Consider the following 13729-nt stretch of genomic DNA (forward strand, 5'->3'; position numbering starts at 1 on the left):
AGATTAAAATGAATTTTTATTGGTTTGATGCTTTTATTATTGGCTTCACTTTATTACTAGGACTTAAAGGGATTTTAAATGGACTATTTAGGGAAATTTTTGGACTTTTAGGTATAGTGGGTGGAGTTTTTGTTGCTTCAAAATATGCCAATGATGGTGCTTCCTTCATACAAAATACTTTCTATAGAATAGAAAATGAATCTTTAGCTTCTTTTGCGGGCTTTTTGGCGATCTTAATTGTTTTTTGGATTGCTTGTTTATTACTTGGAAATTTTTTAGCAAAACTTGTTAAACTTAGTGGCTTAGGCTTTCTAGATAAAATTGGTGGCTTTTTGTTTGGCGGAGCTAAGGTTTTTTTAATTTTTGCAATTTTAATCTTTTGTGTCGCTAGAATAGACTTTTTAAACGATAAATTAGAAAATTTCGCCAAAGATAGCTACACCTTAAATTTACTTAAAAACACCGGTGCATTTATAATGAATCAGCCTTTAGCGAAACAAAACCTAGAAGAGGCACAACAAAATTTAAAAGAAAGTGTAGAAAATATATCCAATGAAACTCAAGGACAATAAATGCTAATGGAAAATTTAGAATATGATGTTTTACTTGAAAAATTTAAAAAAATTTTGCGTGAGGGTGGGCTCAAATACACAAAACAAAGAGAAGTTTTACTTAAAACGCTTTACCATAGCGACACACACTACACTCCAGAAAGCTTATATATGGAAATCAAACAAGCCGAACCAGACTCTAATGTCGGCATAGCCACAGTGTATAGAACGCTTAATTTACTTGAAGAAGCTGAAATGGTAACCTCCTTATCCTTTGGCTCTGCGGGCAAAAAATACGAACTTGCAAACAAGCCTCACCACGACCATATGATTTGCAAAGTCTGTGGAAAAATTATAGAATTTGAAAACCCTATCATCGAAAGACAGCAATCTTTAATCGCCAATGAGCATCATTTTAAACTCACGGGACATTTAATGCAACTTTATGGAATTTGTAGCGATTGCAATCATAAAACAAAGGTAAAAATATAAATGTTTGATAATATTTTAGAACAGCAAAGAATCGCCAAAATAGCAGAACTTAAAACAGCAGGGATCAATCCTTACCCACATTTTTTACAAAAAGAATTAAGCATTAAGGAATTTAAAAATAAATTTGCTTACATTACACAAAAAGATGAAAAAAGAGATGAAAAAGTCTTAGTAAGCATAGCAGGACGCGTTAAGCTTTTAAGAATAGCCGGAAAATCTATCTTTGCAAATATAGAAGATGAAAGTGAAAATGTCCAAATTTATTTTTCTAAAGACAGCATAGGAGAAGAACAATTTAATCTCTTTAAGAAAAATTTAGAAGTGGGCGACATTATTTTAGCTAAAGGCTATCCTTTTTTAACGAAAATGGGAGAATTTAGTCTGCACATTAGCGAATTAATTCTTGCGACAAAAAGTATAGTGCCTTTACCTGAAAAATTTCACGGACTCACAGATATAGAGCAAAGATATCGCAAACGCTATGTGGATATGATTATGAACGCAGATGTTAGAAAAGATTTTTTCACGCGCTCTAAAATTGTGAGTTTGATTAGACATTTTTTTGAAAATAAAGGTTTTTTAGAAGTAGAAACCCCTATGATGCACCCCATTGCAGGTGGAGCAAATGCCAAGCCTTTTGTAACCTTCCATAATGCACTAGGCGTAGAAAGATTTTTAAGAATTGCTCCAGAACTTCATTTAAAAAGGTTAATTGTAGGGGGATTTGAAGCTGTTTTTGAGATTAATCGCTGTTTTAGAAATGAAGGTATGGATCTAACGCATAATCCAGAATTTACAACCATTGAATTCTATTGGGCTTATCACAATTATAGGGATTTGATGGATTTAACAGAGAAACTTTTCGCTCTACTTTTGAAAGAATTAAATTTAGAAACGAAAATCACATTTGACGATAAAATCATCGACTTTTCTAAACCTTTTGAAAGGATTAGCTATAAAGAAGCCTTAAAAAAATATGGAAATTTAGACAAAGAACTAATCGAAAACAAAGAACAAATTCTAAATAAACTCAAAAATGACGGTTTTGAAGCAAATGAAAAATTAGATTTAGGACATTTACAAGCAGAACTTTTTGATCATTATGTCGAAGATAAGCTTATTAATCCCACTTTCATTATAGACTTTCCTATATCTATAAGCCCTCTTTCAAGGCGTAGTGAAAAAGATGAAAATATAGCCGAGCGTTTTGAGCTTTTTATCGCAGGTAAAGAGATAGCTAATGGTTTTAATGAATTAAACGATCCGCTTGATCAATATGAAAGATTTTTAAAGCAAATCGAAGCCAAAAATGCTGGAGATGAAGAAGCGTGTGAAATGGACGAAGACTTTGTTAATGCTCTAGGCTATGGTATGCCACCAACTGCTGGTGAGGGTATAGGCATTGATAGGCTTGTAATGCTTTTAACCGGAAAAAAATCTATCCGCGATGTGATTTTATTTCCAGCGATGCGTCCGTTAAAATCAGAACTTAAGGAGGATAAAGAATGAGTTTAGAGCAATTTGATAAAGAAATTTACGATCTTACCACTGCAGAATTAAAGCGTCAATGCGATGGACTTGAAATGATAGCAAGTGAAAATTTTACTCTGCCTGAAGTGATGGAGGTAATGGGTAGTGTTTTGACAAATAAATATGCCGAAGGTTATCCGGGGAAAAGATATTATGGTGGCTGTGAGATTGTTGATGAAATTGAAACTCTTGCTATCCAAAGATGCAAAAAACTCTTTAATTGTGCCTTTGCTAATGTCCAGCCAAATTCAGGCTCACAAGCAAATCAAGGCGTTTATGCTGCCTTGCTTAATGCAGGAGATAGAATTTTAGGTATGGATTTAAGCCACGGAGGACATCTCACACACGGAGCTAAGGTTAGTAGCTCGGGTAAAATGTATGAAAGCTTTTTTTATGGAGTTGAGCTTGATGGGCGTATTAATTATGAAAAAGTAAGAGAAATAGCACACATCGTTAAGCCAAAACTCATTGTATGCGGGGCAAGTGCTTATGCTAGGATTATTGATTTTGCTAAATTTAGAGAGATAGCCGATGAAGTGGGGGCTTATCTTTTTGCAGATATTGCTCACATTGCTGGACTTGTCGTAGCCAGTGAGCATCCTAGTCCTTTCCCTCACGCACACATCGTAAGCTCAACCACACACAAAACCCTAAGAGGTCCTAGAGGTGGAATTATTATGTGTAATGATGAAGAAATTGCTAAAAAAATTAATTCTGCGATTTTTCCTGGAATTCAAGGCGGTCCTTTAATGCATATCATTGCCGCTAAGGCTGTGGGCTTTAAATTTAATTTAAGTGCTGAGTGGAAAAACTATGCCAAGCAAGTTGTGCAAAATGCTAAAGTTTTAGCAACAATCTTAATGGAAAGAAAATTCAAACTTGTAAGCGATGGCACGGACAATCATCTTGTTTTAATGAGTTTTTTAGATAAAGAATTTAGCGGCAAAGATGCGGATTTAGCTTTAGGAAATGCAGGCATTACTGCCAATAAAAACACAGTCCCTGGTGAAACGCGTAGCCCTTTTATAACAAGTGGCTTAAGACTTGGCACACCAGCGCTTACTGCAAGAGGCTTTAAGGAAAAAGAGATTGAAATAGTAGCGCACTCCATTGCGGATATTTTAGATGATATCAACAATACAAATTTACAAATCAACACAAAAGAAAAGCTTAAAAAACTTGCGAGCGATTTTATCATTTATCCAAAGGCTATGTTTTGATTTCCGCTATGGATATGTCGCTTATAAAAATGATAAGCGATCATTATTATATTAAACGAGATAAGATTGTCAGCAAATGCGAACATAGAGGTAGGTATTTTTTTAATAAATTTGAAAGGATTGATGCTCCTCTTAACGCAAATATTTTAAGGGAACACGCTAATAAAAAAATCGTTGTTGCTCACGACCTTATCACAAAAGATAATAAGGTCGAAAATATCGTTTTTGACTATAATGGCTTTAACGCTGAGAGGTTTTGGCATAGAGCACAGCTTATCCTACGCGAAGAGGGTTTTATTAATTTTACAGCCTACAAAACTAAAACGCCAGGACATTTGCATCTTTATATCCATAAAGGACACACGGCTTTAAATGAGGGCTATTCTCTAGCCTCTAAACTTTCTATGATGTTTGCTAGTAAAATGCCTATTGAATGGAAGGTTTTTCCTAGTATGGATATGCCAAGGGATTTTAATATTTTAGTGGTGCCTTATGAGGTTTATCAAAAAGAACGCGGTAGTTCGTGGTCTAAACATATGTAAAAAGGAAAATTATGGAAAACAATAAAAAAAATGAATTTGATGATATCATCTTAGAAAAAAGTAATAAAAATGAGAAAATTAAGAAAATTCTCCTTAGGGCTATCGCTCTTATCATACTTTTTTTAGTCGTTATGATAGTTATGAAGCTTATCAATAGTGATGAAAGCACGGAGCAATTAACCCCACCAAGCGAACCAATCACTCAAACCCCAACAGAATCTAACAATGGTTTTGAAAATATGCCAATCACAGAAAATAGCCCTGAAGATCAATTTGATCTTTTAAGAAAACAGCTTCAAGGCGAAGAGAGTAACGAAAGCTCTCAAGCTCAAATAGAGCCTAGCGTCAATAACGAAACGCAAACGCCTCCACCTGCCATCCAAGAGCCAGCAGAGATAGAAGAGCAAACGCCTCCACCTGTCGCCAAACAAGAATCAAACCCAGTAAAGCAAAACATAGCTAAACCAAAACAAGAAGCTCCAGTCAAAGAAAACCCTAAGAAAGAAACTCCTAAAAAAGAAGCTAACCCTAAGGACTTATTTAAAAATGTCGAAGCTGTCCCAACACACTCAAGCGGTCTTGCTATGGGTATGTATGTGCAAATTTTTTCGGTTAGTAATTTAGACCAAAAATCTAAAGAACTTGCCAATGTCAAAGCTAAAGGTTATGATTATAAACTCTTTAAAACGACGGTTAATGGCAAGGAAATTACTAAGGTTTTAATCGGTCCTTTTGAAAAAGATAAAATTGCAAATGAACTTGCAAAAATTCGCCAAGAAATAGCAAAAGACGCCTTTTCTTTCACGCTAAAATGAAATTTTTTTGTGTCATAGGCGATCCTATTTCGCATTCTAAATCGCCTAGAATTCACAATAATGCCATTAAACTCTTAGGGCTTAATGGCATCTATACTCGCTTCCACCTTAAAGATAAAGAAAAGCTTAAAGAAAGCCTTTTTAAGCTTGAATTAAATGGTGCAAACATTACCCTACCCTTTAAAGAAGAAGCTCTTAAAATAGCCGATTTTAAAGATTATTTAGCCGAGCAAATAGGCTCTGCCAATACTCTTATCTTAAAAGAAAATCAAATTTATGCTTACAATACAGACGCACCGGGCTTTTTAAAGGCTATTGAGGAATTTAAAGATGTAAAAAAAGCCTTAATTTTAGGTGCGGGAGGCACAGCTAGAGCTATCGCTTATGCCTTAAAACAAAAAAATATTACAAGCCTTATAGCAAATAGAAGTGAGAAAAATTTCGCCCATTTTAAGGATTTTAATTGTGTGCTTTATGAGGATTTAAAGGACTTTAATTTCGATCTTATCATTAATAGCACTTCAGCAGGTTTAAGCGATGATTACTTGCCTTGCGATGTCAATTTATTGAAAAAAATACAAACAAAATACGCTTTTGAAGTGATTTATGGTAAAAAAACGCCTTTTATAAAATTTTATGAAGAAAAACATATCAAACATAAAGATGGGCTTGATATGCTTTTATGGCAGGGCGTTTTTGCTTTTGAGCTTTTTTTTGACTTAAAAAATCAGCAAAAACAAATTCAAAAAGCTATGTTAGAGGCTCTAAATTTAAGCTAATTAGCTCTCAATTTTACACTAATATCTCCCGCTCCAAATCCTATAATAAGCCCCTCATCAAAAAGCTCTCCCCTATTTGCTACCAAGAATTTTCCCTCTCTTTTAATATCATCTACAAATAAGGCTTTAGGAAAATGTGTCCTTAAATCAATCTCAATTTCATCTTCTCCAGCCGCATAAATAGGCAAAATAACAAGAGCATCCACCTCACTAAAAGCCTCCTTAAAATGCTCCAAATTTGCCACCAAACGCGTATAACGATGTGGCTCAAAAATAGCCGTAAGTTTAGAGTAACCCGCCAATTTTGCATATTCTTTCGCCGCCTTTAAAGTTGCCTTAATCTCCGTTGGATGATGTCCATAATCATCAATAATAGCCAAATCTTCATCTGCATATAAAATATCAAAACGCTTTTTAATGCCTTGGTAATTTTTAAGCTTTAAACGCACCTGCTCCACATCTTCAAATTCCAAAGCTACCATTACCGCTAAAGCCGCATCAAGAGCTAAATGATAACCCATACCAAAAACACTAAATTGCCCCAAATTTTTAAATTCAAAACGCGTAAGTGGCTTATAATCTTCAATTTGCATAGAAACATTTTTAATATCCAAACTTGGATAAAGCCTTAAAGCTTCGCCTTTATAGTTTCTTAAAAAATGATCTTCAGCATTAATCACTCGTATTTTAGCTGCATTTAAAAAATCCGCATAAGCATTATGGAGCTTAGAAAGGTCGTTATTATAATGCTCCAAATGTTCAGCTTCTACATTTGTAACAATCGCCAAATAAGGATTTGAATTTAAAAAAGAGCTATCGCTTTCATCTGCCTCAAAAACAAGCCTTTCGCTCTCTTTATAAATCATATTTGAACCAAATTCCTTAAGCACCGCCCCGATAATCACGCTCGCATCATTTAGCAATGAAGCCAAAATGCTAGAAGTCGTGCTTTTGCCGTGTGCTCCAGCCACAGCAAAAACCTTTTTATCTTTTAAAATTAAGGGTAAAGCTTCTTTTCTTGAAAGACATTTAATGCCAAGGGCTTTAGCGTGTTTAAATTCTTTATTTTCCTCCTTAATCGCCGCAGAATAAATAACTAAATCTTTACCGCATACATTTTCTTCATTATGGGGGATTGATACTTTCACACCCTCGCTTTCAAGCTCTTTTGTGATTTTACTAGGCTTTAAATCGCTACCACTTATCTCATAGCCCTTTTCTTTTAAAAATCTAGCCAAAGCAGAAATTCCTATGCCGCCTATACCTATAAAATGAATTTTACGCATCATAAACCCTCTTTATAAAAGGGAGAATTCTAACAGCTTATGTTGAATGCTTGATTAAGAAAAATTTAAAATTGTAATTTATAAGGCGGTTTAAATTTTTAAAAGCTTTTAAAAGCATTATGTTGATAACCCTCATCAATCATCTCATATATCACATTAGAAACTCTTTCTTTAAATTCTTCTTTATTGTCAAGCTGTGTAAAAAAATCCTTGTTTCTCTTAAAAAATTGTAAATATTGATTTTTAAAAATATCCGCAAATAACCTGCGTGCATTTTGCTCATCACCTAAAGAATCTCTAAAAGTCTGCTCCTTTGCAATATCATCTTTTAAATCCATAAGTTCTTTTGCTATCTTTTCATTTGTCCCAAAATCCACGCTACCAAATTTAGTGTTAAATTCCCTAACGATGTTTAATAAGCGTTCAAGCTCTACTTCCTTCTTGCTAGAGCCATCAGCACTTGATGGTTTAACCCCGCCTTTATCCTCCTCTAGCTCTATATCCTTTTTGCTCTCAAGTATTATGCGTATGCTCTCTAAATCTACATTATTTACTATCCCCTTTGCTAAATCCTCCGTGCGTGGTGGGGCAATCTTTGTGATAAGCATTTTTAGCAAAATAGATAATTTTTCAAGTTCTATATCATTAAAGGGTAAAATTTGTGCTAGAAAAGAATATTCTCTTAAATACACCCTTGCCTTTGTGTAAAACTCTGTCTTTTTATCATCGCTTTTTGCGTTATATTCTTTTATCATATTATCAAGTTTAGAGTGGATTTTATCCTCGCTTTGCTCATCTAAAATAGCTTTTGCAAAGTCATCTAACTCATATTGCGTATAAATTCCATAGTCAAATAACTCGCTTTTAAGCGTGTAAATATTATCGATATTTGTCGGCTCTTTGAGATAAGTCTGCCCATAAAAAGTGCTAAAAGATTTGCCAATCTTTTCGTGCGTGTTTGCAAAATCTAGCACACAAGTATCCTCTTTATTTTTGCATATTCTATTCAGGCGTGAGAGTGTTTGCACTGCACTTATGCCCTCTAAGGCTTTATCTACATACATTGTATGTAAAAGCGGCTCATCAAAGCCTGTTTGATATTTTTCTGCGACAATTAAAAAGCGATAATTATCCTTTTTAAATTCATCTTTTAGCATAGCTTCACTAACGCCATTAAGCTCTGCTTCGCTATAACTCTCCCCATTTATTTCCTTATCCCCTGAAAATGCCACTAAAGCTTGATACTCTGGGTAATTCTCTTGCAAATACTTTTTAAAGAAAAGATAATATTTAACCGCATTCTCCCTAGAGCTTGTAACGACCATTGCCTTTGCCTTGCCACCGATTTTTTTATAAATATTTTGAAAAAAATGCTCTATCATTATTTTTGCTTTTCTCTCAATCGTTTCAGGATGATTTGTTACATAGGCTCTTAATTTCGCATTTGCTTTTGCTTTATCATATTCTTTATCATCATCTATGCTAGAGATGATTTTATAGTAGCTTGTATAAGTGATATAGCCTTTTAACACATCAAGGATAAAGCCCTCTTCTATGGCTTGTTTCATAGAGTAGAGATGAAAGGGGATAAATTTTTTCTCCCCATTTATCTCACAAGCACTTCCAAACATTTCTAGCGTTTTTGGCTTAGGCGTAGCAGTGAAAGCAAAATAACTTGCATTTTTTTGAAACTTTTTATTTTCAATGATTTTTATCAGCTCTTCTTCTATGTCTATTTCATTAGAATCTATGTGATTAGATTCTTTATTGCTTATGGCTTTTGCCATTTCTTGTGCGTTTTTACCACTTTGGCTTGAATGTGCTTCATCTATGATAATAGCAAAGGTTTTATCACTTAAATGCGTGATTTCATCAGCGATATAGGGGAATTTTTGTATCGTTGTAACGATGATTTTTTTACCCTCTTCTATGGCGGCTTTTAGCTGTCTGCTTCCATCTGTGATAGCTTCTACAAGACCTTTATTTTCCTCAAAAGACTTGACATTTTCTTGTATTTGTCTATCAAGCACCCTTCTATCCGTTACGACTAAAATGCTATCAAAGACAGGTTTTTCTTCATCATTTTGCCTTCTATGTAAGCTTACTAGATTATGTGCTAACCACGCTATGGAGTTGCTTTTCCCACTTCCTGCACTATGCTGGATAAGGTATCTTTGCCTCACGCCTTTTTCTTTTACATCTTTTAAAAGCTTACGGACGACATCAAATTGATGAAATCTAGGAAATATCACAAATTCCGCCTTATCTTTTTTCACAATTTGTGCGAAGTTAAAAAGCAAATTTGCTAAAGTATCCTTTTGTAAAAGCTCTTCCCAAAAATAGCTCGTTTTCATCTTATCTTTTACCGCTGGATTGCCTCCACCACATTCACACCCTATCGCCCCACTGCCATTATTTAGCCCACGGTTAAAGGGTAAGAATCTCGTCCCCACTCCCTCTAGCTTTGTGCTCATATAAATTAAATCACTATCTAGGGCAAAATGCACCACACTTTGCTTAAATATACTCTCTCTAGGGTCTCTATCTTTTTTGTATTGTTCTATGGCATTATAGACATTTTGACCTGTGAAAGGGTTCTTAAGCTCCATAGTGATAAGGGGTAGTCCATTTAAGAAAATCACCATATCTAAAGACTTATTATTTTTTTCACTAAAATAAAGCTGACGCGTGATAGAAAAGATATTTTTCTCATAATTTTCTAGGGCTTGTGGATTAGCACTTGAATTTGGCTTAGGGTATGCTAGAGAGAGTTTAACGCCCATTATTTCTATATGAGCTTGCAAGGCTTTTAGAATTCCTCTCCGCCTTATTTGTGAAGCCACTCTTTTTAGCAACTCTTGCTCTTTTATATTTCTTTTTTCTAATTCTTGCAGGGCTTTTGCTTGAGTTGATTGTAAAAAGCGTTCAAATAGCTCTTTATCCATACATAAGCTTTTATCATAATCTTTGCTTTCTCTTTTGATATAGCCATTTTCTAATAAAGCAGATTCTATAAAGCTTTCTAAGTCTTTTTCTGTGTAATTTCTCATTTTACTTCCTTTCTAAATTTATCCTACCACAAACGGCTTCGTTTATGAGTGTGTTTTTGTATTCCTTCACAAGTTCTATTTGCTTTTTTGTTTTCTCTATAGCTGAATCTATTTGTGCCACTTTGGAATCTAAAAATGCCGCAATTTCTTTTTGCTCTTGGAGTGGTGGCACAACCATATCAACATTAATTAACTTTTCAAGCACTAAATGAGCTATACTTACACGACTAACAACAGAATCAAAAACCCCTAGTTTTCCATAAGCAAAAAATGCATAGAGAAAAAATTTAGCATTATTGAATTTATTTAATGTAATTTTATGCACTGAATTTTGGATATAACATTCTGCTAACTCATTATTCCAAATACAAGTTTTTCCCACTTCTCCACCTTCGCTTACCAGTAAATCATCTTTTTTAATTCTGTAAAGAGATTTTTCATATTCTGAAAACCACATTTTTTCAACTTGTGATACTTCTACATTTAGCCATTGTAGATTTTTTGACTTAAGATAATAGCAATGGCTATAACCTTTTTGATATTCGTTGCATAACATTTTCCCTAAAACAACTTTTCCTACATACTTCAACTTTTTTACTTCCCAGTGGTGTGGAATAAGCCCGAGATATTCTATACCACTATTTTTAGATTCTATATTTGGATTAAGTCCTTTTGTAACGGCTTCGTTAATTAGGGCTTGTTTTTTTCTCTTGTAAAAGTGTGATTAGCTTTTGCTTTTTGTCTATATAGTTTTGAATCTTCTCGCACTTAGAATCTAAAAATTCCGCAATCTCTTTTTGCTCTTGGAGTGGGGGTGTAGGTAAAAACATCTTTTTAAATTCTAAATAATCTATACTTTCCCTAATTTCCATAATACCATAAGCAAATTTTCTTAAAAACTTTTGGATAGATTTTGTTTGAAAAAGATAAGAATAATAAGCTATCAAATAGTTTGGATTTTCAATATATAAAACTAAATAAATGGGACTAACTAAACCATCATATTTTGAAACACCTAATGAGCCGATTACAGCATTCATTTTGTTTAATACTAAATCATTAACTCTTGCAATCTTATAGCCCTGCAAATCGTCTTTTGCTTTGTTGCCGACATTTCCTTTTTCTTCATAAGGTATTACGCCGACATCTTTAACAAGTGAAAGAATTGTTTGAAATTCTAAATTATTATTTTGCTCATTTCTTTGATTAAAAATAGCTTGGAGAGGTTTAATCTCCCAACTTTGCGGAATCTCCCCAAGCCATTCTATCCCGCTAGGTTTATAAACACGCATTATAGAATCTCCCTTAATAAATCCTGCGTTTCTTGCTCTAAGTCTTGTAAATCTTTATTGATAGATTCTAGGCTTCGTGGGGCTGTGTAGGTATAGAAATATTTGTTAAACAAAATCTCGTAGCCTATGTTTAGAGTATCCCACGCTATCCAAGAGTTTGGCACATAGGGCTTTACTTCGTTTTCATAGTAGCTTTGTATATCTTGTGTTAGGGGGATTTTCTCCGTGTTGTTTGTCTTATCAGAATCTATGAGTAAATTTTCCTCTGCTTTTTTGAGTTTGACATCAAGGAAGTTTATAAAGTCTTCTTTGCTTGTGAAATCTTGCGGATTAGAATCTAGCTCTTGTAATTTTTCTAGAATCTTATCTTTGTCTTGCAAGGCTTGAAACTTTTCATCATTTACTAAAAGCTCTATGCTTTTTGGTCTCTCAATGGTGATTTTAGTGTAGCCAAACTCAGCGTTATCAAAAATCTTGCAGTCATCATTTTCTTTATTTGCTAAGAAAAGATTTGTAATCTTGTCTATATGTTCTTTTGTCATATTATTTTGCTTTTGCCCTAAGGATTTTTTCATCTTTGTATAATATGTCTCTTTTGTGGCATTTATAAGCTGGACTTTGTCTTTTTTAGATTCTGTTTTGTTGTTGGTTAGAATCCATATAAAAGTGGGAATGCCTGTGTTGTAAAACATATTTGTAGGCAGGGCGATGATGGCTTCTAGGAGGTCGTTTTCTATGATGTATCTGCGGATAGCTACCATACCGCTATCGCTATTAAAAAGTGAGCTGCCATTATGCACGGAGGCTATGCGAGAGCCTACGCCATTATTCTCCTTTGGCTTTTTCATCTTGCTTAGCATATTTAGCAAAAACATCATCTGCCCATCACTTTTACTTGTAATGCCTACCTGAAATCTTGGGTCATTGCAAGTGGCGATTCCGCCCTTTTTGCTGACATCTAATTCTTTTTGGTCTTTTTCCCACGATTTGCCATAAGGGGGATTTGTCAGCATAAAGTCAAATTTTTCGCCTCTTAGTTTATCTTCGCTTAGGGTTGAGCCGTATTTGATATTGTCGGGATTTTCGCCCTTTATTAGCATATCGGCTTTACAGATAGCGTAGGTTTCTGGGTTTATCTCCTGCCCGTAGAGATAAATTGTAGCTTTAGATTGGATAAGCCCTTTTTCATCTGTGATAAACTCTTTAGACTCTGTAAGCATACCGCCGCTTCCACAAGCATTATCATAGATAGTAAAAGTGCCTTTTTGGATTCTATCTTTTATAGGCAAAAAGACTAAATGCGTCATAAGCTCTATAAGCTCTCTGGGTGTGAAATGCTCGCCGGCTTCTTCATTATTCTCTTCATTAAATCTTCTTATAAGCTCTTCAAAGACATAGCCCATACCAAGATTGCTTAAGCCCTTATGGAGAATTTCGCCTTTATCGTCTTTAATATCGTGCATAGAAAGATTGATTTTAGGAGAGCAAAATCGCTCTATAACGCCATAAAGGATTTTTGCATCTTCTAGCGTGTCAAGCTGATTTTGAAATTTAAACTTTGTGATAATGTCTTTGATGTTTTCACTAAAGCCTTCAAGATAGTTTTCAAAATTGATTCTAATGTTTTTGGGGTCATTTAAGAGCTTTTTGAGTGTGAAATGCGAGTGGTTGTAGAATGTGGTCTCACTTGCATTGCATAGTAAATCTTTTAGAGTATCTTCATCTGCTATATCTTTGTCTTCGTTGTAAGTCTCTAAAACTTTATCTTTTGTCGGCTCTAGGATAACATCTAGCCTCCTTAAAATCGTCATAGGCAGGATAACATCGCGGTATTTACCCTTAACATACACATCGCGTAGTAAATCATCTGCCACACTCCAAATAAAACTAATAATAGGCTGAAACTGATGGATTTGCATAGATACTCCTTTTTTGACGAATTATAACACCATTACAAATTTAAAGCAAAGTTTCAACGATTATCAAATTTAAAAATGCTACAAAAAACGATAAATTTAAAAGAAGTGGCGGACAGAGAGGGATTTGAACCCTCGAGACCCGTTAAGATCTGCACCCTTAGCAGGGGTGTGGTTTCAGCCACTCACCCATCTGTCCGTAAAAAGAAAGTGTGATTATAATAAAATTTAAATAATACTCAGCTTAAAGCCGAGC

Annotated in this window: 12 protein-coding genes and 1 tRNA gene; 7 read left to right on the forward strand and 6 right to left on the reverse strand. The window is 34.5% G+C overall.

Features of this window, described 5'->3' with window-relative positions; translation table 11 throughout:
* The first annotated feature begins 8 nt into the window (after positions 1-8).
* Genes NYG92_RS00080 through NYG92_RS00110 form a run of 7 tightly spaced genes read left to right on the forward strand, consistent with a single transcriptional unit; the run spans position 9 to position 5929 of the window.
* Positions 9-572 carry a CvpA family protein gene (locus tag NYG92_RS00080; RefSeq protein WP_289233156.1) on the forward strand — a complete coding sequence of 188 codons (564 nt, stop codon included), beginning with the start codon at positions 9-11 and terminating at the stop codon, positions 570-572.
* Positions 573-1043, forward strand: coding sequence for a Fur family transcriptional regulator (locus tag NYG92_RS00085; protein ID WP_004276395.1), 471 nt, complete (start codon positions 573-575; stop codon positions 1041-1043).
* On the forward strand, positions 1044-2552 hold the full coding sequence (gene lysS, locus NYG92_RS00090; RefSeq protein WP_027304576.1) for a lysine--tRNA ligase: 1509 nt from the start codon (positions 1044-1046) through the stop codon (positions 2550-2552).
* Positions 2549-3793: a serine hydroxymethyltransferase gene (locus NYG92_RS00095; RefSeq protein WP_289233157.1), complete on the forward strand. Its 1245-nt coding sequence runs from the start codon at positions 2549-2551 to the stop codon at positions 3791-3793. The genes lysS and NYG92_RS00095 overlap by 4 nt, the downstream gene beginning before the upstream one ends.
* Complete coding sequence (locus tag NYG92_RS00100; RefSeq protein WP_004277510.1) at positions 3790-4335, forward strand: DUF1882 domain-containing protein; 546 nt, start codon at positions 3790-3792, stop codon at positions 4333-4335. The genes NYG92_RS00095 and NYG92_RS00100 overlap by 4 nt, the downstream gene beginning before the upstream one ends.
* A gap of 11 nt (positions 4336-4346) precedes the next feature.
* Positions 4347-5150 (forward strand): SPOR domain-containing protein, encoded by an 804-nt coding sequence (locus NYG92_RS00105; RefSeq protein ID WP_004277511.1) that lies wholly within the window; start codon positions 4347-4349, stop codon positions 5148-5150.
* The gene (locus NYG92_RS00110; protein ID WP_027304572.1) at positions 5147-5929 is read left to right on the forward strand and encodes a shikimate dehydrogenase; all 783 of its coding nucleotides are present in this window, start codon (positions 5147-5149) and stop codon (positions 5927-5929) included. Before NYG92_RS00105 ends, NYG92_RS00110 begins: the two co-directional genes overlap by 4 nt.
* Here NYG92_RS00110 and murC read toward each other — a convergent pair.
* The 6 genes from murC to NYG92_RS00140 all read right to left on the reverse strand — a co-directional run bounded on the left by murC (position 5926) and on the right by NYG92_RS00140 (position 13672).
* A complete protein-coding gene (murC, locus tag NYG92_RS00115; protein WP_289233158.1) occupies positions 5926-7218 on the reverse strand; it encodes a UDP-N-acetylmuramate--L-alanine ligase in 1293 nt (430 codons plus the stop codon). The genes NYG92_RS00110 and murC overlap by 4 nt on opposite strands.
* 95 nt (positions 7219-7313) lie before the next feature.
* Positions 7314-10265, reverse strand: coding sequence for a type I restriction endonuclease subunit R (locus NYG92_RS00120; RefSeq protein WP_289233159.1), 2952 nt, complete (start codon positions 10263-10265; stop codon positions 7314-7316).
* Between the two features lies 1 nt (position 10266).
* The gene (locus NYG92_RS00125; RefSeq protein ID WP_432264791.1) at positions 10267-10854 is read right to left on the reverse strand and encodes a restriction endonuclease subunit S; all 588 of its coding nucleotides are present in this window, start codon (positions 10852-10854) and stop codon (positions 10267-10269) included.
* A gap of 97 nt (positions 10855-10951) precedes the next feature.
* Entirely contained in the window at positions 10952-11557 is a 606-nt protein-coding gene (locus NYG92_RS00130; protein ID WP_289233160.1) for a restriction endonuclease subunit S, read from the reverse strand.
* Positions 11557-13476, reverse strand: a complete 1920-nt coding sequence (locus tag NYG92_RS00135; protein ID WP_289233161.1) for a type I restriction-modification system subunit M — start codon at positions 13474-13476, stop codon at positions 11557-11559. The genes NYG92_RS00130 and NYG92_RS00135 overlap by 1 nt, the downstream gene beginning before the upstream one ends.
* 106 nt (positions 13477-13582) lie before the next feature.
* Positions 13583-13672, reverse strand: a tRNA-Ser gene (locus NYG92_RS00140).
* Between the last annotated feature and the right edge of the window lie 57 nt (positions 13673-13729).

Origin of the sequence: Campylobacter felis (assembly GCF_030250085.1) — a bacterium.
In the GTDB taxonomy this organism is placed as follows: Bacteria; Campylobacterota; Campylobacteria; order Campylobacterales; family Campylobacteraceae; genus Campylobacter_D; species Campylobacter_D upsaliensis.